This window comes from Kiritimatiella glycovorans (assembly GCF_001017655.1).
GTDB lineage: Bacteria > Verrucomicrobiota > Kiritimatiellia > Kiritimatiellales > Kiritimatiellaceae > Kiritimatiella > Kiritimatiella glycovorans.
In genome coordinates, this window is sequence record NZ_CP010904.1 from 272,389 (window position 1) to 295,402 (window position 23,014).

At 60.8% G+C, this 23,014-nt stretch carries 16 protein-coding genes and 1 tRNA gene; 9 read left to right on the top strand and 8 right to left on the bottom strand.

Annotation, left to right across the window (positions count from 1 at the left end; genetic code table 11):
- Positions 1 to 11: 11 nt before the first annotated feature.
- Complete coding sequence (gene infA / locus L21SP4_RS01230; RefSeq protein WP_052880957.1) at positions 12 to 239, bottom strand: translation initiation factor IF-1; 228 nt, start codon at positions 237 to 239, stop codon at positions 12 to 14.
- Between the two features lie 157 nt (positions 240 to 396).
- Positions 397 to 1,455 (bottom strand): IS30 family transposase, encoded by a 1,059-nt coding sequence (locus tag L21SP4_RS01235; protein ID WP_052880849.1) that lies wholly within the window; start codon positions 1,453 to 1,455, stop codon positions 397 to 399.
- A gap of 168 nt (positions 1,456 to 1,623) precedes the next feature.
- Here L21SP4_RS01235 and L21SP4_RS01240 point away from each other — a divergent pair, with 168 nt between their 5' ends.
- The 5 genes from L21SP4_RS01240 to ltrA all read left to right on the top strand — a co-directional run bounded on the left by L21SP4_RS01240 (position 1,624) and on the right by ltrA (position 9,262).
- Positions 1,624 to 1,851, top strand: a complete 228-nt coding sequence (locus L21SP4_RS01240) for a DUF2905 domain-containing protein (RefSeq protein ID WP_052880958.1) — start codon at positions 1,624 to 1,626, stop codon at positions 1,849 to 1,851.
- Positions 1,852 to 2,126: 275 nt separating this feature from the next.
- A complete protein-coding gene (locus L21SP4_RS01245) occupies positions 2,127 to 4,898 on the top strand; it encodes a PAS domain S-box protein (protein WP_160300610.1) in 2,772 nt (923 codons plus the stop codon).
- Positions 4,899 to 4,979: 81 nt separating this feature from the next.
- A complete protein-coding gene (locus tag L21SP4_RS01250; RefSeq protein WP_052880960.1) occupies positions 4,980 to 5,660 on the top strand; it encodes a 3-keto-disaccharide hydrolase in 681 nt (226 codons plus the stop codon).
- 411 nt (positions 5,661 to 6,071) lie between these two features.
- Positions 6,072 to 6,299 carry an addiction module protein gene (locus L21SP4_RS01255; protein ID WP_052880961.1) on the top strand — a complete coding sequence of 76 codons (228 nt, stop codon included), beginning with the start codon at positions 6,072 to 6,074 and terminating at the stop codon, positions 6,297 to 6,299.
- 1,631 nt (positions 6,300 to 7,930) lie between these two features.
- Positions 7,931 to 9,262 (top strand): group II intron reverse transcriptase/maturase, encoded by a 1,332-nt coding sequence (gene ltrA, locus L21SP4_RS01260; protein WP_052880802.1) that lies wholly within the window; start codon positions 7,931 to 7,933, stop codon positions 9,260 to 9,262.
- 291 nt (positions 9,263 to 9,553) lie between these two features.
- Here the strand turns inward: ltrA and L21SP4_RS01265 are convergent, their stop codons facing one another.
- The 4 genes from L21SP4_RS01265 to L21SP4_RS01280 form a co-directional block, all read right to left on the bottom strand.
- Positions 9,554 to 9,874 (bottom strand): type II toxin-antitoxin system PemK/MazF family toxin, encoded by a 321-nt coding sequence (locus L21SP4_RS01265; protein WP_052880962.1) that lies wholly within the window; start codon positions 9,872 to 9,874, stop codon positions 9,554 to 9,556.
- Positions 9,861 to 10,091, bottom strand: a complete 231-nt coding sequence (locus tag L21SP4_RS01270; protein WP_052880963.1) for a hypothetical protein — start codon at positions 10,089 to 10,091, stop codon at positions 9,861 to 9,863. The genes L21SP4_RS01265 and L21SP4_RS01270 overlap by 14 nt, the downstream gene beginning before the upstream one ends.
- Before the next feature lie 215 nt (positions 10,092 to 10,306).
- Positions 10,307 to 10,379 (bottom strand) — tRNA-Lys (locus L21SP4_RS01275).
- 372 nt (positions 10,380 to 10,751) lie between these two features.
- Positions 10,752 to 14,036, bottom strand: coding sequence for a PAS domain S-box protein (locus L21SP4_RS01280; protein ID WP_052880964.1), 3,285 nt, complete (start codon positions 14,034 to 14,036; stop codon positions 10,752 to 10,754).
- A 259-nt stretch (positions 14,037 to 14,295) separates the two neighbouring features.
- Here L21SP4_RS01280 and gspE point away from each other — a divergent pair, with 259 nt between their 5' ends.
- From gspE to L21SP4_RS01300, 4 genes are read left to right on the top strand one after another with little or no spacing between them, the layout of a single operon-like run.
- A complete protein-coding gene (gspE, locus tag L21SP4_RS01285; RefSeq protein ID WP_052880965.1) occupies positions 14,296 to 16,005 on the top strand; it encodes a type II secretion system ATPase GspE in 1,710 nt (569 codons plus the stop codon).
- Positions 16,005 to 17,084 carry a type IV pilus twitching motility protein PilT gene (locus L21SP4_RS01290; protein ID WP_052880966.1) on the top strand — a complete coding sequence of 360 codons (1,080 nt, stop codon included), beginning with the start codon at positions 16,005 to 16,007 and terminating at the stop codon, positions 17,082 to 17,084. Before gspE ends, L21SP4_RS01290 begins: the two co-directional genes overlap by 1 nt.
- 24 nt (positions 17,085 to 17,108) lie before the next feature.
- Positions 17,109 to 18,833 (top strand): GspE/PulE family protein, encoded by a 1,725-nt coding sequence (locus L21SP4_RS01295; RefSeq protein WP_052882924.1) that lies wholly within the window; start codon positions 17,109 to 17,111, stop codon positions 18,831 to 18,833.
- Between the two features lie 31 nt (positions 18,834 to 18,864).
- On the top strand, positions 18,865 to 20,145 hold the full coding sequence (locus L21SP4_RS01300; RefSeq protein WP_052880967.1) for a type II secretion system F family protein: 1,281 nt from the start codon (positions 18,865 to 18,867) through the stop codon (positions 20,143 to 20,145).
- A 237-nt stretch (positions 20,146 to 20,382) separates the two neighbouring features.
- Here the strand turns inward: L21SP4_RS01300 and L21SP4_RS01305 are convergent, their stop codons facing one another.
- Both L21SP4_RS01305 and L21SP4_RS01310 read right to left on the bottom strand, forming a co-directional pair.
- Positions 20,383 to 21,741: a sigma-54-dependent transcriptional regulator gene (locus L21SP4_RS01305; RefSeq protein WP_052880968.1), complete on the bottom strand. Its 1,359-nt coding sequence runs from the start codon at positions 21,739 to 21,741 to the stop codon at positions 20,383 to 20,385.
- Positions 21,742 to 21,771: 30 nt separating this feature from the next.
- A complete protein-coding gene (locus L21SP4_RS01310) occupies positions 21,772 to 23,013 on the bottom strand; it encodes a histidine kinase dimerization/phospho-acceptor domain-containing protein (protein ID WP_052880969.1) in 1,242 nt (413 codons plus the stop codon).
- Position 23,014 lies beyond the last annotated feature (1 nt).

The window sequence follows — 23,014 nt, forward strand, 5'->3', positions numbered from 1 at the left end:
CGACGGGACGCTCAGCCCCGATAGCGGTAAGTGATCCGCCCCTTGGTCAGATCGTACGCCGAGACCTCCACGCGGACCTTGTCGCCGGTGGCGATCCGGATGAAATGCTTGCGCATCTTTCCCGATATGTGTGCGAGCACGACGTGACCGTTCTCCAGCTCGACCCGGTACATCGTGGCGGGAAGGACCTCTTTTACGACGCCCTCCACCTCGACTATGTCGTCTTTCTGCTTGGCCATGCATTCTCCCTGTCTTGTCGCATGAATATGCCGCTGCGGGAACAGCGTGTCACGATAGAATAACGGGTGCTCCGCGCACAAGAGGAAACGGCGGGGAGGAAGGGAGAAGTCCGGTAGGTTGTAAACCCAAATGCCGCATGTAGTGGTCTTGTTTCATTTATGAGATCGTTTTGAGTTCGTTCGTGAAGAGTTCGTGAGGGGTCATGAAGTCGAGGATCCGGCGCGGGTAGTTATTGATCCATAGCTCGATGTCGCGGATTTTCTGCTTGGTAAAGCGCGCGATATCCCGGCCCTTGGCCACGAACCGTCTGATCATCCTGTTGCCGTTCTCGTTCGATCCGCGTTCCCAGGATGAGTATGGGTGGGCGTAGAAGATCTGGGTTCGCTGTTGCTTCGAGAAGGAAGAGGCTTCTAAGGCTTCGAAGTCCAGGAACTCGCTGCCGTTGTCGACCGTGATGGTCTTGAAGATCTGACGGAAGCAGCGGGAGCCATGTTCACGCTCGAGCCCTCTGAGAACTTTGAGCACGCTGGCTTGGCTCTTATCAGGCAGCTTGCGAATGATCGTGATCCGATGTCTGCGTTCCACCAGGGTCAATAGGGCGGCATTGGACCCGCGCGTGGGGCCGGTCACCAGGTCCATCTCCCAGTGTCCGAACTCCTCGCGCGTCTCGGCTCCTTCGGGACGCTGGTCGATGCTTTTGCCTTTGGAAATCCGCTTCGCCAACCGCCGAGCGCCGCGTTTGCGCCGCTTGGCTCGCTTACGCTTCTCCCACAGTGACTCGTTGCTGAGCCCGAAAATGACGCCTTTATCGATGTAGTTATAGATCGTCTTGGTGCACACCACCTCCTCCAGACCGGCCTGACGCATCCGAAAGGCGACTACATCGGGCGATTCCTTATGTTCCACAATGCGGCAACGGATGAATTCGGCCAGCGCATAGTTGCGGCCCAGCCTCAGACCGGGCCCCCTTGCGGTGGCGTGGTAATCATGGAGGTCCTGGCCGCGATCGCTGCTGTAGGTCCGGTATTCCCGCCACTCCGAGTCCCGGTGGGTCACCGTCCCGCGCTTGAGCTCACGCTGGATCGTACGCGGGTGACGCTCCAAGGCGGCCGCGATGTCCCGTGGGGGGATCCCCCCACGGGACATCCGCTCAATCACCATGCGCTCCACCCTCGTCAAGTGCTTGCCCTTCCTGCTATTCTGATTCTGTTCCATGCCGTCTCCTTCCTCTGTTGTCCTGTTGTAAGACCACAAAGGATAGCGAACCACGGCATGGAACGCTCTCTCCTATACCTGCGGCATTTCACATTACACTTCTCAGGAAGGGAGAAGTCCCTTCTTTTTTTTGCCTCGCCGCCCCTTGGGGTTCTATACTGAGGCCGCATGAAGTCGATCGCTACCACCATGATTCTGACGGGCGGCGTCCTGCTGGTGCTGGGTCTGCTGATGTTTTTTGCCGCGCGGCTCCCGTTCCCCTTCGGACGGCTGCCCGGCGATATCCACGTCCACGGCCGGAACACGACATTCCATTTCCCGGTGGTGACGTGTATCGTGGTCAGTGTCGTGCTGACGCTGATTCTGAATCTCCTGATGCGGATAGTAAACAGGTGAAATACTGAGGTAAACACCTGAACGGCGACCTCGCCCGCGCCTACGGCCGCGCCATGCGCCAGTGGGCCGAGTACATGGGTCATCTGCGCAAAGCCTATCCCTTCCTGTTCTCCTTCGCAGCGCGCAATAATCCGTTCCGCGAACAGCAGGACGTACGCGTGGGATGAGCCGCCCTTGCAATCGCTCACGTTCTTTGCATAATGACGGGCCAAGAATGGCGGAGTGACGCTTCGTCGTTTCGGGGAGACGGACCGCAAAGGGAACGGGGGTGCGGTGTGACGTGCAGGGAACGGCAGCTCAGGGTGCAGCGCGATCTGGCGCTGGCGCTGACGCAGGAACGGGGACTCGACGAGACACTGAAACTCTGTCTCGAAGGCGCCTTCGAGGTTTCGGGTACGCAGGCGGGGGGCGTCTACCTCTTTCAACCCGACACCGGCGAGCTGGCGATCGCCGCGCATCAGGGCCTGTCGGAAGATTTCCTGCGCACGGTACGACGCCTCGGGCCCGACGAAAAACCCGTCCGGCTCGTCCGCGAAGGCACCCCGCTCTATACCCGCTACAGCGAACTGCCCTATGAGCGCCCTCCGGAACGGGACCGCGAGGGACTCCGCAGTGTCGCGATCGTCCCGATCCTGCACGGCGACGAGGCCATCGGCTGCCTCAACGTCGCCTCCCGCGAAGCGGACCGGATCGAGGAATCCGATCGCGAGTCGCTGGAGACACTCGCCGGGGTCATGGGGCAGGTGATCGCGGCAAAACAGGCCGAAATCGCCCTTCAGGCGAGCGAAGAACGGTTCCGGAAGATCGTCGACCACCTCCCGCAGTTCGTGGCGTTTGCCGATACCGACCTCCGCTACCGCTACGTCAACCGGACGTACGAGAAGGTGTTCGGGATGGACGCCGAAGCGATCCTGGGGCGCAGCGTGCCCGAGTTTATCGGCGAAGAGGCCTTCGAGCGGGCGCGACCGCACGTCGAGCGCGTGCTCGAGGGCGAAAAGGTTCACTACCGTGAACAGTGCTCCTGCCTTCACAACGGGTCGCGGCACATCGAAGGCGTCCTGCTGCCCGAACGCGACGAGCACGGCCGCGTCCACGGCTACTACGCCGTTCTGAACGACGTCACTCATTACGTAGAAGCGCTGGCACAGCTTGAAGCGACCTCGGCGCGGATGGACGCCGCCGTGCACGCGGGAAGGATCGGGATCTGGGAGCGCGACTTCAGGACGGGTACCGTATTCTACTCCGCCGAGTGGAAACGCCAGCTCGGATATGCGGATGACGACGTGGGCGGGGCGCTGGAGGAGTGGACCGGCCGGCTGCATCCGGATGAGGCTTCGCGCGTGCTGGAGGAACTGCAAGCGTTCATGGAGAGTGCGAACACCGAGTACGAGTTTGAATTCAGACTGCGCCACCGCGACGGATCGTACCGGTGGCTGGAGGCTCGTACGGTCATCTATCGCGAAGACGACGGAACGCCGCGGCGGATGCTGGGTACGCATGTCGACGTCACCGAGCGCAGGCAGGCCGAACGGGAGCGGGAACACCTGCTGCACGCGGTGGAGCAGGTGGCCGACATCGTCGTGGTCACCGACACCGAAGGCGCCATCCGGTTCGTGAACTCCTCGTTCGAGCGGATCACCGGGTACGGCAGGGACGAGGTCCTGGGTGAAAACCCGCGCATTCTCAAGAGCGGGGAGCAGTCGGACGATTACTACCGCGACCTCTGGGAGACGATCTCCGGCGGCCGGACCTGGCACGGTCGGTTCGTCAATCGGAAGAAGGACGGCGAGCACTACACGGAATCCGCCACCATCTCGCCCGTGTTCGATCAGAACGGGACGATCGTGAGCTATGTCGCCGTCAAGCGCGACATCACGGAACAACTCCTGCTCGAGGAGCAGTACCTGCACGCCCAGCGGCTGGAGGGGGTGGGCAAGCTCGCCGGGGGGATTGCGCACGATTTCAACAATATCCTGCAGGTGATGATGGGCAACGCGCAGATCGCGCGCACGGAGGCCGAGGAGGGGTCCTCGCTCCAGACTTCGCTCGACGAGGTGCTCAAGGCCGGCAAGCGGGCGCGCGATCTGACCCGCGAGCTGTTGACGTTCACGCGGCGGCACGACACCGAACGCCGGCCGGTCAACATCAATGAACTCATTGCCAACATGGAGGGCATGATCAGGACCGCGCTCAGTGAACGCGTGGGCTACGAATCCCGCCTGACCGACGGCCTGCCCGCGGTCAGCGCCGATCCCGGCCAGATCGAGCAGGCCCTGCTGAATCTGGTGACCAACGCGCGCGATGCCATGCCCGAGGGCGGGAGCTTCCGCATCGAGACCTCGACCCAGTATCTCGATGAATGGTTCTGTACGTGGCACAGCGAAGCCTCGCCCGGAGAATACGTGCGGATCGATGTCAGCGATACGGGATGCGGGATGGACCGTGACACCTGCGAGAAGGCGTTCGACCCGTTTTTCACCACCAAGGAAGTGGGAGCGGGAACGGGCTTGGGGCTCTCCTCGGTCTACGGCATCGTGTCGCAGCACAAGGGATTCATATCCCTGTACAGTGAGCCGGGCCGGGGCGCGACCTTCCGGCTTTATCTGCCCGCGAGCGAAGAGTCGTGCGAAGCTCCCGAAGCGCCCCGCCTCGAAGGCGATCCGGTACCGGGCGGGACCGCGACCGTGCTGCTGGGCGAGGACGACCCCGGCGTGATGACCTGGCTGCGTCACATACTCGAGCGAGCGGGGTACCGCGTGATCGCCGCCGAGGACGGGGCCGCGGCTTTGGAGCTCATCGACGCCGGCGGCGAAAAGATCGATCTGGCCGTGCTCGATGTCGTCATGCCCCGTTACGACGGAAGCGAAGTGGCCCGCCGTTTTCGCGAAAAGCATGGCGAGGAGGCCCCCGTCGTTTTTCTGAGCGGGTACAGTCGCAATTATCTCAGCGGGTTCCGCGAGCGCGACTCCGCCACGCGCATCCTGTCCAAACCCTGCTGCGAGGAAGATCTCCTGCGCGCCATGCATTCGTTGCTGGAGAAGAGGTGAAGCGGGGTCAGAAACAGATGGTCGCTTGCGTTTCGGGATGCTGTGCGATAAACAGGGATCTTCAGTCAGGGAGGACGGATCATGAATCGCATCGTTATCGCCTTATGCGCTGTTTTCGTCGCTTTTCCGGTGTGCGCGGAAGAGTGGACTGAGCTGTTCAACGGCAGGGACCTCGAGGGGTGGACCGCGAAGGGCGGCGAGGCGAGCTACGAGGTCGTGGACGGCATGTTGGTCGGGACCACGAAGCCGAACACCCCGAACACCTTTCTTTGTCCCGACAGGTCATACGCCGATTTCGAGCTGCGGTTCGAGGTCAAGTGCGACCCGCAACTCAATTCCGGTATTCAGATCCGGTCCGCCGACAAGCCGAAAATGATCCCGGACGCCCTGGGGCCGGTAGTGCGCGAGAAGGCGCGCCGCCGCGTGCGCAGCGGATCGCTCTGCGGACCGCAGGTGGAGATCGCCGCCAACGGGAACGCCGGCGGACTCTGGTTCGAGGGCGTAGGCGGATGGACGCTCAAGCCGAAGCCGGAGCTGGCGAACGAGGTGTACCAAAAGGATGGCTGGAACGAGTACCGCATCCTGGCCGACGGCCGGCGCGTCGCCGTATGGATCAACGGCACGAAGATCAGCGATGGTCCCGACGACCGTTCCGGAATGAGCAGCGGCTATCTCGGATTCCAGGTCCACGGCGTAGGCGCCCGCAAAGACCCGTTGCGCGTGCGCTGGCGGAACATCCGCATCCGGACGCTGGACGACTGACCGCATCCTTCGGGCTCGCCTGCTTCAATGGTGTATCGGAAGAGAACCACCGATTACACCGATCGCACGGATGATGATAAGAAGGAAAAAGGGGCAGCCCAGGTTGTCGGTATGGCGAAGCGGCTACGGAAATGGAAAGAGATCGGAAGCAGAGTTTCTGAAACCGGCATGACTTCGGCCTTTTCGTGTTCACCCTTGTCCCTTTTCGCTCACCCTCCCCCTGGTCCGTGAGGCTTCCCGCCCACTAAAACCCTGAAGATGCAGGGAAGACATGACGCAACTGGGCGGGCCTCTCACCTCGGCCGCCGAGTATAGAATACGCTGACCTGACAGCCGAATTTGGGCAAAAGATAAGCTTGAATACCATGCCCGACGTGGTTCAGTTCCAAAGTAATCAAGCGTGAGGTGACTATGCCAAGCACAGCCGAGATCATACACGAAGCGGAGTCCCTGCCCGTGGAGGAACGTGCGGTCGTGGTCGACTCTCTATTGCGTTCCCTCAATCCCCCGGACCCGGAGATCGACCGGAAATGGGCGGCTGTCGCCAAACGGCGACTTGATGAACTCCGTTCAGGCCGCGTCAAGCCCGTCCCGGGAGAGGAAGTTTTCGCAGAGATCCGCCAGCGATTCGCGGTATGACATTCTCTTTCCATCCTGTAAGCAGGGGAGGTTGTAAAATGTACTGTAGAAAAACAAGCCCTATTAGTTACTTCGTCATAGCAGCCTTATTCAGCTTATTAGTGTTTGTGTCATTTGGAATATCATCCTGGTTATTCAGCGGTAAATGGTGTGGTGGCATGGATTGGCGGGATTTAATTACTAAGTCGGAAAGAGAAATGATATTAGAATAATGCGGATTAAGTAGGCACTGCAGTGATGAAAGATTTTATGGATCTGTATGTGATTACTTAGTCAATAGAATCATTATGAATCCTGAAAATGGTGATTTTGATGAGGATCTTCTACTGCGGTTTAAATCCTATTGTGCCACGCGAAAAGGGGAGGAAGACGAGTACAGAGCCGGTCTTTCCTATACTTTAGCGACGATGCTTCTCAAGGCCAACAAAAAGCGGTCTGAATGCAGGCGGGAACTTGATCACGTAGAATCTGCGGATTATTCTTTTTATAAATATGGGAAGCCGGCTCGGCCTCTATCCAATCGCGATGGACATCATGCAGGGGATTCTGATTGGGCGGAAGAGTGGCGGGAATACTATCGTGATCAGGAATTCCGGCGACGGAGGAATATGCGTAATGTGTCGGAGGTGAAGCGGTTCAGGGGACAGTGTATAAATGGCCGAGGGGAGGACTATGTTAGTCAGAAAAAAAGTGAATGGAATAGATATTTAAATGAAATAATAGTGAATAGTAGAAATTAAATAAATCAGTAGCATCCTATAGGGCCCCATATCGGGGCATAGAGCTTGTGGCGGGACAGAAGGGTCCGCCTAATGCATTATTGGCGATTGGAAAGGATCGTTGATGTTTTTCATGTTCAGTTTTTGAGAAGGCGGTCGCGAATAGAAAGTCGTTCGGGGAAAAGGGCGGGGTGCGGAAGATCAGGGAAAGCGTAGAATCGAGATCGTGGGGAGAGAATGGGATTCACCATGAAGGCCATGAAGAGCATGAAGGGGTGAACACAATTCGTACTCTTACTCGTACGCGTACTCGGAGCGCCGAAGGCGCGATCCCCCTCCCCGTGTTCAAGGAACTCGAGTACGAATTATGTTCTCTCTGAATCCCGATTTCGAGTTCCCATCCGTGTCCTCGGTGTAATCCGGTGCGCCAAGCAAAGCTTGGCTGTTTCTAACTGAATGAAAGGAGTCAGTCGTGTGAATTGATCGTTGCACATGTAGCCGACCCAGCGGTGATCGGGGGTAACCCCGGCGTCGAAGCCTGGGAAGGCGAACGCGTGAGCCGTAGCGAAAGCGAACTTGATTCAGCCTCGTTACACAAGCCGAGGGCGGCCAGCCTATCGGATATGATGAAGCCAGCACTTGTCGGGAAGGAACGGTCATAAGCACCGGCAAGGCCCTCCGGGGTAACAAGAGACGGCGCGCGCAGAAAGAACAGCCAGGAACTTGGGAGGCCCGCCGTGATGTCGGGTAAGCCGACAAGCCCGTGGGGGAATCAATAACCTCGGGGGTGATCGCGTGCGGGAGTCGGAGAGGCTCGTAGTAGTGATGAAGCGGGGTAATGCCCGTGGAGCGAAGGGGTCTCGGCGGAAGACGAGCTGAGTAAGAAGCGCGGGGGACTGATTGGTGAAACCTATGACAGAAGAAGCGACGGAGTACTATCGCATTGACGACAGACTCTTGCCGCCGAAACTCGCCGCGCTGAGACAGAAGCTGAGTCAGAAGGCCAAACAGGAGAAGCGGTTTCGCTTCTACAGTCTCTATGGCCACATTGGCCGGGCCGACACTCTGCTGGCGGCATGGAAACATGTACGCGCCAACGGCGGAAAAGAAGGCCCCGATGGTGTGACCATCGAGGACATCGAACAGAGTCAAGGAGGAGTCGAAGCCTTCTTGGCGGATATTGAACGCAGCCTGAAGGATCGAACCTACCGTGCTGGAAAAGTGCGGCGGGTCTACATCCAGAAGGTGAACGGGAAACTCCGTCCCTTGGGAATACCCTCGGTGCGGGATCGGGTCGTGCAGACCGCTACGGTTCTGATATTGGAACCGATCTTTGAAGCTGACTTCAAGGATTGCTCCCATGGGTTCCGGCCTGAGCGCTCGGCGCATGATGCGTTGAAGGCGATTGGACAGGAGCTCCGGCAAGGGCGGTGTGCGGTGTATGATGCGGATCTGGCCGGCTATTTCGACAGTATTCCACACGACAAGCTCATCGCTTGTGTGCAGATGCGTGTCACCGACCGGTCCGTGCTGAAGCTGATCCGAATGTGGCTGAAAGCGCCGGTAGAGGAAACGGAGAAAGGCAAACCGCCGACCGTGAAGCGCAACGACAAGGGCACGCCGCAAGGCGGGGTCATTTCGCCGCTTCTGGCCAACATCTATCTGCACTGGTTCGATGCGGTGTTTTACCGCAAAGACGGACCGGCACGGTGGGCGAAGGCCAAACTGGTGAGGTACGCCGATGACTTCGTGGTCCTCGCCCGGTATATCGGTCCGCAACTCGAAGCGTTCATCGAAGCCAAGATAGAAGGGTGGCTCGGGCTGAAGATCAACCGGGACAAGACCCGGATACTCGATGCTCGGGAACCGGGGCAGACGCTGGACTTTCTCGGATATAGCTTCCGCTATGACCGGGACCTCGGCGGACGCCCGTGCCGGTACTGGAACCTGACACCGTCGCGGAAAGCGCTCCAACGGGAACGTGATCGGCTTCGGGAGATGACCGGACCGGAACAATGCTTCAAACCTCTGCCGACGGTGATCGACGAACTCAACATGCAAATGCGAGGATGGGCAAACTACTTCTCGCTGGGTTATCCGCGTGTGGCATTCCGCCACGTCAATGGATACGTGCGACAGCGTCTCACGCGACATGCGAAACGACGCAGTCAGCGCGGCTACTGGCCCCCTGAAGGTATGAGCTACTACGCGCATTTCAAGAACATGGGACTGATCTACCTGTGAAACCATCCAACAAATGCCTTCCGCGAGAGCCGGATGCGGGAAATCCGCATGTCCGGTTCGACGAGGGGGAGGGCAGTCCGCGGTCATTGGCTATACGCCTCTCATCCCGTGGCTCCCTCTCTACTCTACTGGTCGAAAACACAAGAAAGGTCTTACTTACAGGGGTCCGATCCCGTTTAGTTTATTGTCGGTATGGGGAGGCGGCTACGGAAATGGAAAGGGATCGGAAGCAGAGTTTCTGAAACCGGCATGACTTCGGCCTTTTCGTGCGCCTGATGGTTCTGCCGTCCGTCAGAGGTCCAGCTGCGTCGCGACTGCCTGCGCAACACGCTCCATATCGGCGGGCGATAGTGCTCCTGATTTCTTGATCAGGCGTTTCTTGCTGACCGTGGTCAACTGATCTGCCATCGCCTTGGATCGGTTGCTGCGGTACGTCACGTATGCTTCGCTTGGGTAGAGCTTTCCGGTTGAACTTGTCAGCGGCACGACTTGCACACGATTCAGAAATCTGTTGGCCGCGTCGTTGCTGACGATGACGGCCGGACGCTGCTTGCGTATCTCCCCGCCGACTGAGGGATCGAAGTTGATCCACCAGACTTCAGCTCTCTTCATCACTCACGTCCCCGCAGGTCGACTCTGCCCACTCCAGAGCTTCAGATTCCCGGACGCGGTCTGCACCCATGGTGCGGTAGCCCTCGTACAAGTCTTTCTCCAGCACATGCGGCCGCACGAGATCCTCCACGAAGTGGCTTATCTTGCGCGGGCCAACGACCCGCCGCAGGCCATCGTACACCTCCTCGTCAATCGTAAGAGTCAGCTTTTTCCGCATTGAACATCACCTCTTTTGTGTTTACACGTATAATACACGTGCACGGTGGGTGCGTCAAAAGGGGAAAGGTTCCAGATCTGCAGCCCAAGTGCTTTCGCGGCATCGAGGGAGGAGTTCTTTGTCTGCCCCCCTCGATTCGCGCCGGATATGACCGCAATGGAATATCACCGCTCCCGCATCTTCCGCGACTGATCGCTGGCGGCGGAGGTGGGTTATGGATGCTGGGGGGCTCGAACCCCCGACCCGCTGATTAAGAGTCAGCTGCTCTACCGACTGAGCTAAGCATCCGCGCGAGAATGTAAGGATTCCGTTCGGAGGATGCAACCCGGAAGGGGGGAGTTTTTTGAGTGGGAGGGTGTTTTGAGTGGGAGGGCTGAAACCTGAAACCTGAGTAAGAAGTTAGAGTCAGAATCAGAGTCAGAGTCAGAATCAGAGTCAGAGTAAGAGTAAGAGGGAGTGAGAAGCCTGAGTTTTTGAGTGGGAGGGCTGAGACCTGAAACCTGAGTAAGAAGTTAGAGTCAGAATCAGAATCAGAGTCAGAGTAAGAGGGAGTGAGAAGTCTGAGTTTTTGAGTGGAGAATAAGAGCTATCGGAATCGAGTTTCACTGCAGAGATCACAGAACACGGAAAGAGCAGAGAACATTTTGATTCCGGCGCGGCTCATTCGTCCAGCGTTTCGCGGACGCGTTCGGCGAGGGTCTGAATGGAGAAGGGTTTGGGGATGAAGCGGACGCCTTCGTCCAGCACGTGGTGGTGGGCGATGGCGTTGGCGGTGTAGCCGGACATATAGAGCACCTTGATCCCGGGGTGCAGGCGCTGAACTTTTCCGGCCAGGTCCTTGCCGCTCATGCCGGGCATCACCACGTCGGTCAGCATCAGATCGACCTGTTCGTTGTGGTCTGCGAGCACGGTCAGCGCTTCATCCCCGCCGTGCGCCGTGAGTACCTCGTATCCGAGCTGAGCCAGCATCGTCGATCCGAACTGTAAAACGGAGGTGTCGTCTTCGACGAGCAGGATCGTCTCGCCGCCGCGGGGGGCCTGCCGGTCGTCCTCCGACGGGGTGTGTTCGGCGGCGTCGCCTTTGTGACGAGAGAGATAGATTCTGAAGGTCGTACCCTCTTCGGGTTCGCTGTAGACGTTGATGAATCCGTTGTTCTGCTTCACGATCCCGAATACCGTGGCCAGCCCCAGGCCGGTGCCTTCGCCGACGCCCTTGGTGGTGTAGAACGGATCGAAGATGTGTTCCCGGGTCTCCTCGCTCATCCCGCAGCCGTTATCGCTTACCCCCAGCATCACGTAGTCGCCCGGTTTGAATCCGGGATGCTCGTCGCAGTAGGTCTCGTTAAACGAGACGTTTCGCGTCTCGATCGTGACCATGCCCACCCCGTCGATCGCATCGCGCGCGTTCACGCAGAGGTTGGCCAGAATCTGGTCGATCTGGGTGGGATCGAGGTTGACGGGCCACAGCTTCTCCGACGGCTGCCAGGCGAGGTCGATATCCTCGCCGATCAGGTGGCGCAGCATCTTCAGCATCCCCGTGATGGTGTCGTTGAGGCTGATCACTCTGGGGACGATGGTCTGGCGGCGCGCGAAGGCGAGGAGCTGGCGCGTGAGGTCCGCGGACCGCTCCGCGGCGCGGCGCAGTTCCTCGAGGTGCTCGCGCAGCTCGAGATGGTCGCCGGCCTCGGCCAGCGCCAGTTCAGCGTACCCCATGATCGACTGCAGCTTATTGTTGTAGTCGTGCGCGACGCCACCTGCCAGGCGGCCGATCGACTCCATCTTCTGGGCCTGGCGGTACTGGTTTTCCAGTGCGATCTCGCTGGTGATGTCCCGCTTGACGGCCACGTAATTGACGATGTTTCCGCGCGGGTCCAGTACCGGCGAGATGGTGGCCTCTTCCGTATACTGCGTCCCGTCTTTACGCTGGTTGACGAAGTTTCCCTGCCACGTCCGCCCTTCCGTAATCGTGGCCCAAAGGGTCTCGTAGAAGGCCCGGTCGTGTTTCCCGCTCTTGTGGATGGCGGGGGTCTTCCCGAGGGCCTCGTCGCGGGAGTAGCCGGTGACCCGTTCGAACGCGGGATTCATATAGAGGTAGTGCGCGTCCGCATCAGTGACGACGATGCTTTCCTCGGTATGCTCGATCGCGGTCATCAGCCGTTCCAGTTCCATTTCGCGCTTCCGGCGTGCGGTGATGTCCGTAGTGAACCCGTCGATCGTGAACGGGCCGTCCTCGCGCCGACCCGAGATGCGTGCGTTCATCGAGAGCCATAGCTCTTTCCCCCCTTCGCCGCGGGCCTCATATTCGAAGTTTTCCACGTGTCCGTGTTTTTTCAGCAGGTGGAGGAATTCGGCCCTTCGTTCGGGACGGGCGTAGAGTTCGGCCCCCAGGTCCCGGAGTTCTTCGACGGCCTGCCGCCCCGAGTGAAACCCAAGCATCCGGGCCATGGCCGGGTTGGCGGCGAGGACATTCCCGACCGAGGTGGTGGTAAAGATCCCGATCGGCGCCGTCTCGAAGAGGGTTCGGAATCGCTGTTCGCTTTCCTCCAGCGCCTCGCGCGCGCGCCGTTCCTCGGTCTGGTCGCGGAAGACGAGCACGACGCCCGATACGGTTCCTGCGTCATCACAGATCGGCGCGCCGGAGTCGGCGATCGGGCGTTCGGTGCCGTCGCGGGCGACCAGGACGGTATGGTTCGCGAGCCCCGCCACCTTATTCTCGCGCAGCACGCGGTCGACGGGATTCTCGACCTCCGCGCGCGTATGTTCGTTGACGATCTGAAAGATGTCGTGGAGATCCCGCCCCAGAACCTCGTCCTGTGTCCAGCCGGTGAGGGTCTCGGCCACGGCATTCACCAGTTCGATGCGGCCTTCCGCGTCCGTCACGATAACCCCGTCGCCGATACTGCGCAGGGTGGTCCCGTAGCGCGTTTCGCTGCGCCTTCTCGCGCGCTCCGCCTCGTAGCGCGCGCGGTAGTGGAGCTTCCGTGAGCGCTGGACGACCACGTAGCCGCCGATGACCACCCCCGCGGCGAGCCCCAGCGTCAGCAGAAAGACCATCAGCGTCTCGCGGCGCATGGTGGCGAAGGCCTCGGCGGTGTCGATTTTGGCGACCATGGCCCAGGGGGAGTCAGGAATAGTCCGCGTCACCGAGAGCACATCCTCGCCGCGGTAATCCTTTCCGCGCATCACGCCCGAGTATCCCTGCAGCGCCCGGGTCGCCGGGAGGTTGGTGCGGCTCATCGGCAGCCGGAAGTTCAGCGCGGTATTTTCCCGGTGGCGGAGTTCGTTCAGGAACAGGACCTGGTCCCCTTGCCGCCTGACCAGGACGATCTCGGCGGTCTCGCTCGGCGTGGGCCAGGACTGGATGAGCGGGTAGAGGTAATCGCGGGCGTCGCAGATGAGGATCACGGCGCCGAACGGGGGGGCGTCTTCGCCGTGATCCGGGAAGAGCGGGGCCACGACGCTCAGGTGGGGGGTATCGACGAGCTGGCCGCGGTGCATGCCCAGGATTTCCGGCCTGCGTTCGCGGGCGGCCAGCCGGAACGTATCGCGCGCGGCCTCCAGGTTGGACGCCGGCCACTCGCCGAGGCGGAAGCGCACCCGGAGATTGGTGTCCACGAGCAGTACCTCGGAGTAATCGTATCGCTCGGACAGGCTTCTGAATAAGGTCTCCAGCTCCGCGCGTCCGCCGCCGTCCGGGTCCCTGATCCACCGTTCGGCATGTGCGGTGAAGAAGGGGTTTTCCATGAGCACGCCCCCGTCGCTGACGCGTTCCTTGAGCCACAGGGAAAGCTCGAACACCTTGAGGTCCGCGATCGCGGTGAGGTCCTTCTCGACTTCGCGGCGGAGGTCCTGCCGGAAGCTGTGCACGAAAGCTGTGCCGGTCAGTGCGAGCGCCAAGAGGGACACGGCCACGATCACTTTTATCCAGGACACCACAGGTTTCATTACCGAATCCCTTCCGCCGGGAATCCTCCCCGCGGGAGGATGTCATCATGCATGCTCATTATTTCCGGCCCGCCCCCCCGGCGTCAAGCGTGCGCGTCCGCCGCTTGCGGTGCGGCGCGGCAGATTCGAGGGAACGGATGAGATTAACCATAAGGGCAGGCTCGATTTCGCATTGTGCGTTGACGAAAAAAGGAATTGGTATAAGATGGATGTTTCGTTAATCATCACGTAAAGCGTTTTCTAACGGGGGTTCGCAGCCTTGAGCAACAACGACGACTACATAGTGGAAATCCTTCAGAACGTGGGGATGATCGACCAGGGCAAGGGGGATGAGGCGCTTCAGACCGCGCGCAGCCAGGACAAGGATGTCGTCGATGTGCTCTGCCGGGACACCGACCTCTCCGAAGAGGACATTCTGAAGACGCTGGCGCACCAGTTCGGGATGGAGACCCTCTCGCTCCGCGAGCAGGATATCCCGCAGGAGACGCTGGACATGGTTTCCGGCGAGGTGGCGCACCGTTACCGGATCATTCCCGTCTCGCTGAGCGGCGACACGCTGACGGTGGCGCTGGCCGATCCCCTCGACATCGAGACGCTGGACAGTCTGCGTTACATCCTCAAACGCAATGTCGAAGGCGTGGTCACGACCTCGGAGGAGATCGAGATCGCGCTTTCGCAGTATTATCCGGATACCGGGCCGGGCATGGATTCGATGATGGAGGAGATCACCGAGGGCTCCATCCAGATGCCCTCCGAATCGCAGCGCAACATCATCGACGAGGCCGAGGTTTCCGAGTCCGACGAGCCGATCATCAAGCTGGTGAACCTGATCATCCTGGAGGCCTTCCGGAACCGCGCCTCCGACATACACCTCGAGCCTCTGAGCCGCAAGTTCCGCGTGCGCTACCGGATTGACGGCGTATTGCAGGAGGTGGAGGGGCCTCCGCGCCGGCTGCATCCCACGGTGATCAGCCGGATCAAGATCATGGCCGACATGAAGATATCCGAGAAGCGGCTCCCGCAGGACGGCCGTATCGCGATCAACGTCATGGGTCGCGAGCTGGACCTGCGCGTGTCCTCGATTCCCTCCAACCACGGCGAGAGCATCGTCATGCGTATCCTCGACAAGGAAGGCCTGATGCTCGGTCTGCCCAAACTCGGATTCTTTTCGGACGACCAGCAGCGGTTCGAGCGGCTCATCTCGCTGCCCGACGGCATTCTCCTGGTCACGGGTCCCACGGGTTCGGGGAAGACCACCACGCTCTACGCCTGCCTGAACTACGTCAACCGCCCGGACCGCAAGATCATCACCGTGGAGGACCCGGTCGAATACCAGCTTTCCGGGATCAACCAGGTCCAGGTGCGCAGCGATATCGGGCTGACGTTCGTAGGCGCGCTGCGTTCGATCCTGCGCCAGGCGCCCAACATCATCATGATCGGGGAGATCCGCGACTACGAGACGGCCGAAATCGCCGTGGGGGCCTCGCTGACCGGTCACCTCGTGTTCAGCACGCTGCATACCAACGACGCGCCGAGCGCGATTCCGCGTATGATCGACATGGGCGTGAAGCCGTTTCTGGTCGCCTCGTCCACGCGCGCGATCATGGCGCAGCGGCTGGTGCGGCGGGTGTGCGATTCCTGTAAGGAAGAGTATGAGCCGACCGAGACCGAACTGAACATGCTCGGGCCGGCGGCGAGCCAGGTGAAGGGGGCCAGTCTCTACCGCGGGCGCGGGTGCAGTCACTGCAGCAACACCGGGTACCGCGGCCGCGTCGGCATTTTCGAGATTTTCGAGATCAACGACGAAGTGCGCGAAATGGTCGACACGGAGATCAGCGCCTCCGAGTTACGGATCAAGGCCCGCGAGCTGGGCATGCGCAGTCTGCGCGAGGACGGCATTCGCAAGGCGCTGGCGGGGAACACGACGCTGGACGAGGTGTTCCGTGTGACGATGGGAGATCTCGACTGATGGCAGAGGCGACGGCCGGCATTCCTCCGCTCCGCGAACTGATGCAGTTCGCAGTGGACCAGTACGCTTCGGACCTTCACCTGACCGTGGACGCCCCGCCCGTGTTCCGGATCAACGGCGCGCTGCGGCCGTTGGACACCCCGGTGCTGAAGGCCGGCGACACGGAGTTTTTTTTCGGGGAGCTGGCCGGCGACGAAGAGATCCGGGTGGTGCGCGAGGAGGGCGGCACCGATTTCGGCTACACCTTCGGCGACCAGGCCCGTTTCCGGGTCAGCGTATTCCGCCAGCGCGGCGATCTGGCGCTGGTATTGAGGCAGATTCCCTCCCGTAAGATGACGCTCGAGGAAATCGGCCTTCCGCCGCAGATCCGCGACCTCCTTTTCAAACCGCGGGGCCTGATCCTCGTCACGGGCCCCACCGGGTCGGGCAAGACGACGACACTCGCGAGCATGATCGACATCATCAACCGCGAGCGCGACTGCCACATTCTCACCGTCGAGGACCCCATCGAATACCGGCATGAACACCTGCGGAGCATCGTGAACCAGCGTGAGCTGGGGCGGGACGTGCCGACCTTCAGCGATGCGTTGAGGCGGGGGCTACGCCAGGACCCCGACGTCGTGCTGCTCGGCGAGATGCGGGATCTGGAGACGATGGCCGCCGCCCTCACGGCGGCCGAGACCGGCCACCTGGTGCTCGCCACACTGCACACGACCGGTGCGGCGAGGACTGTGGACCGGATCGTGGACGCATTCCCCTCCGACCGTCAGTCGCAGATCAGGATCCAGCTCGCCTCCAGCCTGACGGCGGTGATTTCGCAGGTGCTGCTGCGGCGCGCGGACGCGGAGGGGCGTGTCGCGGCGTTCGAGGTGATGATCAGCACGCCCTCCATCCAGGCATTGATCCGGGAGAAGAAGACCTTCCGGATCACTTCCGATATCCAGACCGGGGCGAAACACGGTATGGTGGAGATGGATGCATCGCTGCTGAAGCTCTACCGCGAGGGGGCCATCGCGCGGGACGACCTGCTCGCCTTTGCCCAGAGCGCGGGAAGCATGAAACAGGAAATCGGCGAATAACATGGCCTACACGAGGTGAACGACATGCCGGACTCGACATTCCAGATTGAAGACCCGCTTCTGCAGCAGCTCCACGACGAAGGCAAGCTGCGGCCGGAGCAGTGCGAGGAGATTTTCGACGAGCACGAGCGGACCGGGAAATCCATCCGCAACGTGGTGCTCGACATGGAGGCCCTCAAGGAAGAGGACTATCTGAAAGCGGTCGCGAACCACCTCGGCTGCGAGATGACGCATGTCGACCAGGAGATCGATCCCAAGCTGATCAAGTCCGTCCCCGTGGGCGTGGCCCGCATGTACAACGTCATCCCGTACCGGGCCGACGACGAGACCGTGACGCTGGCCGTCTGCGACGTTCCCAGCCCCGCCGCGGTGGATGAACTGCTCTTCGTGCTCTCCCGCGACGTCTCGTTCGTCGTGGCTCCGCACGAGGACATCGAGGCCGCGATGACCCGCTACTACGGCGAGGAGAGCGGGTCCGTCAACGACCTGCTCTCGGCGCTGGAATCGGAGCTGGAGGAGACCGGCGACCGTGTCGAAAACCGTTCCATCGACGCAGACACGGTCGACCTCGAAGACCTCCAGGAGGCCGCCAGTTCGGCCCCGGTCATCCGCTTCGTCAACCTGGTGCTCTACCAGGCGGTGAAGGACCGCGCCTCGGACGTCCACTTCGAGCCGTTCGAGGACGAGTTCAAGATCCGCTACCGGGTCGACGGCGCGCTGTACGAGATGTCGCCGCCTCCGAAACACCTGGCGCTGCCGATCATTTCCCGCGTCAAGGTGATCGCGGGACTGAACATCGCCGAGCACCGGCTTCCGCAGGACGGGCGCATCCAGCTCAACGTCGCCGGGTCCACCATCGACTTCCGCGTGTCGTCGCTTCCCACCCAGTTCGGCGAAAGCGTGGTGCTGCGTATTCTGGACAAGACCAACGTCTCGCTCGATCTCGACAACATCGGGCTCCCGGAGGACATCTACGACAGTTTCACCGACGACATCGAGAAGCCGAACGGGATCATTATCGCCACCGGTCCGACGGGGTCCGGAAAGACGACCACGCTCTATTCCGCGATGCGCCGCGTCAACAGCATCGACCGCAAACTGCTGACGGCGGAGGATCCGGTGGAATACGATATGGAGGGGATCATTCAGGTGCCCATCAACGAGGGGATCGGGCTGAGCTTCGCCGGGATTCTCCGAAACTTCCTGCGCCAGGACCCCGACATAATCCTCGTGGGGGAGATCCGCGATCTCGAAACCGCACAGATCGCCATTCAGGCGTCGCTGACCGGTCACCTCGTGTTCAGTACGCTGCACACCAACGACGCGCCCGGAGCCATCACGCGCCTGATCGATATGGGCGCCGAGCCCTTCCTGATCTCATCGACGCTCGAAGGGGTGATCGCGCAGCGGCTGATCCGTACGATCTGTCCCGGCTGCAAGAAGCCGTACACCCCCGAAGACGCGCTGCTCGAGGAGTTGAATCTCAGCCGCGCCGATGTGGGCGACAATCCGTTCTATTTCGGGGAGGGCTGCAACATGTGCAACTTCACCGGCTACCGGGGACGGCGCGGGATTTTCGAATACCTGCGAATGAATGAGCCGCTGCGCGAGCTGGTGAATCAGCGCAGCGCGACGGTGAAACTGCGCAACAAGGCCACCGAGCTGGGTATGCGGACCTTGCGCGAAGACGGAATCCGGTGCATTCTGGACGGGTATACGACACCGGACGAGGTTTTGCGTTATACGTAAGTAGAGTGTTCCATGCAGGAGGGGATAAACGATGCCTAATTTTCATTACATCGCACTCGACGCCAAGGGCAACGAGGTGGAGGGAACGGTGTCGGCCGACAACCAGTCGGCGGCCATCAGCAAGGTGCGCGAGAAGGGACTGTACCCCTCGAACGTGTCCCTGAGCGAAGGCGGCGGGGGCAAGAAGAAGAGCAAGCCGAAGAAGGGCGAGTCGGACGGTAAATCCGGCGGCGGCATGAAGACGGAGATCAAGCTCCCGCTGCCGGCCGGACGCGTGAAGCCGAAACAGCTGATGACCTTCACGCGCCAGCTCGCCACGCTGGTTCACGCCGGCATGCCGCTGGTCAGGGGACTGCAGGTGCTGGAGCGGCAGGAGCGGAGCCCGCGGCTCAAGAAGGCGATCGGCGAAATCATCGAATCGATCCAGGGCGGCCAGACGTTTGCCGAATCACTCGCCCAGCACGGAAAGATCTTCGACCGCCTCTACGTCAACATGGTCAAGGCCGGCGAACTCGGCGGTGTGCTGGACGTGGTGCTCGACCGTCTGGCGCTGTTTATGGAGAAGGCGCAGAAACTGAAGAGCACGATCATCAGTTCGATGGTCTACCCGGTCGTCGTGCTGATCGTGGCCGCCGGTATCGTCGGCTTCCTGATGACCTATATCGTGCCGCGGTTCGAGCAGATCTTCAACGATCTCCTGCAGGGAGCCAAGCTGCCTGCGCTGACCCAGTTCGTGATGAATCTGAGCGAGAAGCTGACCACCGGTCTGCTGCCGACGATCGGAGTGATCGTGGGGATCGTCGTGCTCGTCAAGCTGCTGGGCAAACTGCGTGCCGGGCGTTATGCGGTCGATTACATCAAGCTGAAGATACCGCTGTTCGGCAAGCTGCGTCGTCTCAGTTCGATTTCGCGTTTTTCGCGTACGCTGGGCACGCTGATGGCATCGGGCGTGCCGGTGCTGCAGGCCCTGACCATCGTGCGTGAAACGGCCGGCAACATCCTGATCGAAAACGCGATTAACGAGGTGCATGACGCGGTCAAAGAAGGGGAGAACATGGCGCCTCCGATCGAGGCCTGCGGACTGTTCCCGCCCATCGTGGTGAGTATGGTCGAGGTCGGCGAAGAAACCGGTGAGCTTCCCAATATGCTCATCAATATTGCGGACGCCTACGACGACGAAGTCGACAATGCCGTGACGGCGCTGACTTCGATCATCGAGCCGCTGCTGATCGTCATGCTCGCGCTGGTCGTGGGCACGATCGTCATCGCACTCTTCCTCCCGATGATCAATATTATCGGCAAGCTGGGCTGAGTGGAATCAGAGTAAGTGGGAGTGGGAATCGCTGTCGCTATCGAAATCGGGCTTCACCACAGAGAACATGATTCGTACGCGTACTCGGAGCGCAGGAGGCGCGATCCCACTCCCCCGATTCAAGGAACTCGAGTACGAGTACCGCTTCGCTGAGTACGAGCACGAGTACGAGTACGATATTTCCCTGAGTGTCCCAATGCGGTGAACTCAGGGGTCGAAGAGGTCGGACCGGCCCGGTCAATCCGACAGCTTGCGGTAGAGCGTGGCGAGGCTGATGCCGAGGGCCCTGGCCGCCTCTTCCTTGTTTCCGCCGGTGCTGTCGATCACGTTCTGGAGGTATTCTTTCTCCTTGGAGCGGAGAAAGGCCTTGAGCGACTTGCCCTTGTACTCCTCCGCACGGCTGGGGGACTCGACGCCCTCCTGCTGTACGGACTCGACGATCTTGGCCGGAAGGCTCTCGCGGGTGATCACGCCCTCCTTCTCAAAAGTGAGCGCGTGTCGGATCGCGTTTTCCAGCTCGCGCACATTGCCGGGCCAGCCGTAGTTCTCCAGGATATGCCGCGCTTCGTGGTCCAGCGTAGGCAGTTCCCGGTCCGGCCCGATTTCGCGTCGCATCAGGTACTTGGCGAGCGGCAGCAGATCTTCCGGGCGGTCGCGCAACGGCGGGATTTCGATCGTGATTACACTGAGGCGGTAGTAGAGATCCTCCCGAAACCGTCCCTCGCGGATCAGATCCTCGAGCGGGCTGTTCGACGCCGCGACCAGACGGACGTCCACCTCCACGTTTTTCGTTCCGCCCACCTTGCGCACGACCTTGTCCTGCAGGGCGCGCAGGAGCTTCGACTGGATATTGAGCGGCATCGCGCCGATTTCGTCGAGGAAGAGCGTGCCGCCGCTGGCGGCTTCGAAGAGGCCGGTCTTATCGGAGCTCGCACCGGTGAAGGCTCCCTTCACATGACCGAACATCTCCGACTCCATGAGATTTTCGGGGAGCGCGGCGCAGTTGACCGGCATGAATTCATTATTCGCGCGGGGGCTGTGACTGTGGAGCGCCCGGGCGACCAGTTCCTTGCCCGTGCCGCTTTCGCCGTAGATCAGCACCGTGGTGCTGGTCGGCGCCACCCGCTCGACCATGTCGCACACCTTGCGCATCGCGGGGCTTTCGGCGATGATGTTGGTGAGGCGGGTCTTGGTTTCGAGCTGATTTTTGAGCCCCTTGTTCTCGATGAGGACCGAGTAGTACTCGAGCGCGCGCTGCACGGTCACCAGCAGTTCGTCCAGCTTGAAGGGCTTGGTGATGTAATCGAAGGCCCCCTCCTTCATCGCCTCCACGGCGCTGTTCACCGACCCGTAGGCCGTCAGCATGATGACGCCGGTGTCCGGGGACATGTTGCGGGCGCGGCGGAGCACTTCCATGCCGTCGATTGCTTCCATGCGGATATCGGAGACCAGCAGGTCGTAGGCGTTCTGCTGCAGTTCCGCGAGGGCCGCCTCTCCGTTATCGACCGGCGTCACCTCATATCCCTCCCCGCTGAGAATCTTGTTCAGCAGATTCAGCACCACCGGTTCATCGTCGACTACAAGTATTCTGGCCATAAGACCGGGTTCCCTCCGTGGGCTGTGCGCTTACGAGGACTTTACATCGAGATCCAGCTCGAGGATCCGCTGCAGATCGTCCCGCGAAAATTCCGCATAATCGAGAAAACGCTGGATAATGCTATCGATTTTCGCCGATTGCGAGAAGATCTGTTCGAGCAATTCCTTTTCTTCCCGCGCCGAATCGTTAAGCGGGTCAAAAGTTTCTTTGTCCATGCGGTTCAGAATCTGGACGGCGCCGGAGATCGCGGTGAGGGGGGTGCGGATCTCGTGGGCGACGTCGGCGGCCATATCGGCGGCCGCGCGCATGCGCTCGACCTGCTGGGCCTTGTCCTGCATCTCGATCAGTCTGGAGATGTCGTTGAAGATCATGAGCTGCCCGTGGAGGGGTTCCGAGTGGAGCCGCACGCCGGGCACCGCCTCTGCGGGCAGCTCGAGGCTGGAGGTCTCGTAGGTCGCGGGAAAGGCGGTGCCGTCGGGCCGTTCCATGTAGACCGCCGGCGAGATCGAGATCGTCCGGTCTTTCGGGACGGGCCTCTGGAGATCGGAGAGATTCCGTCCCTGCAGGTCGCGCGGCGGCGTACCGAGCAGTTCCGCGGCGCGTCCGTTGGCGAGGAGGACACGGTCTTTTTCATCGAGCAGCAGCAGCCCCGCGCGCACGTGGCGGAAGATCAGCTCGGTGAGCTGGCGGAACTGGCGCTTCTTGCGCGTGATGTAGTTGCAGCGTTCGGAGACGTAGGCGCTCGCGATGCCGAAGAAGAGGAATACGAAGACGCGCAGGGTCAGCGAGGGCGCGACGGAGGCGAGTTCGTACCCGGGAGGGACCCCGCCGGGGGGCACCAGTACCCCGTGGGTCATCAGCACGATCAGGAGGATATAGACGAGGATACTGAGCAGCGTGATCTGCAGGGCGCGGCGCGGGGTTGACACGACCCCCGCCGACAGGATGACGAGCGGGTAGAGCATATTCAGTTCGCTCTCGATCCCGCCCGTAAAGTAGACCAGCCCCGAGACGAGGGTGATGTCCACCAGGAACTGGAGGGGCGCGAAGCGCAGGGCGTGCTCCTGGTTTCGCAGCCAGAGCGAGTAGGGGATCGTGATGATGAACGCAAACCCCATGAACGCGTAGAAGGCGATATTGTCGCCGGGCAGGATGAGCGAGAGCATGATCAGGAATCCGCACAGGGCGGCCAGCCGAAGCAGCAGGATCAGCACCAGTTCCGGCCAGGAGGTGGGAGCGCTCAGGGAGAACAGCAGTTTTCTCGGGGTCATC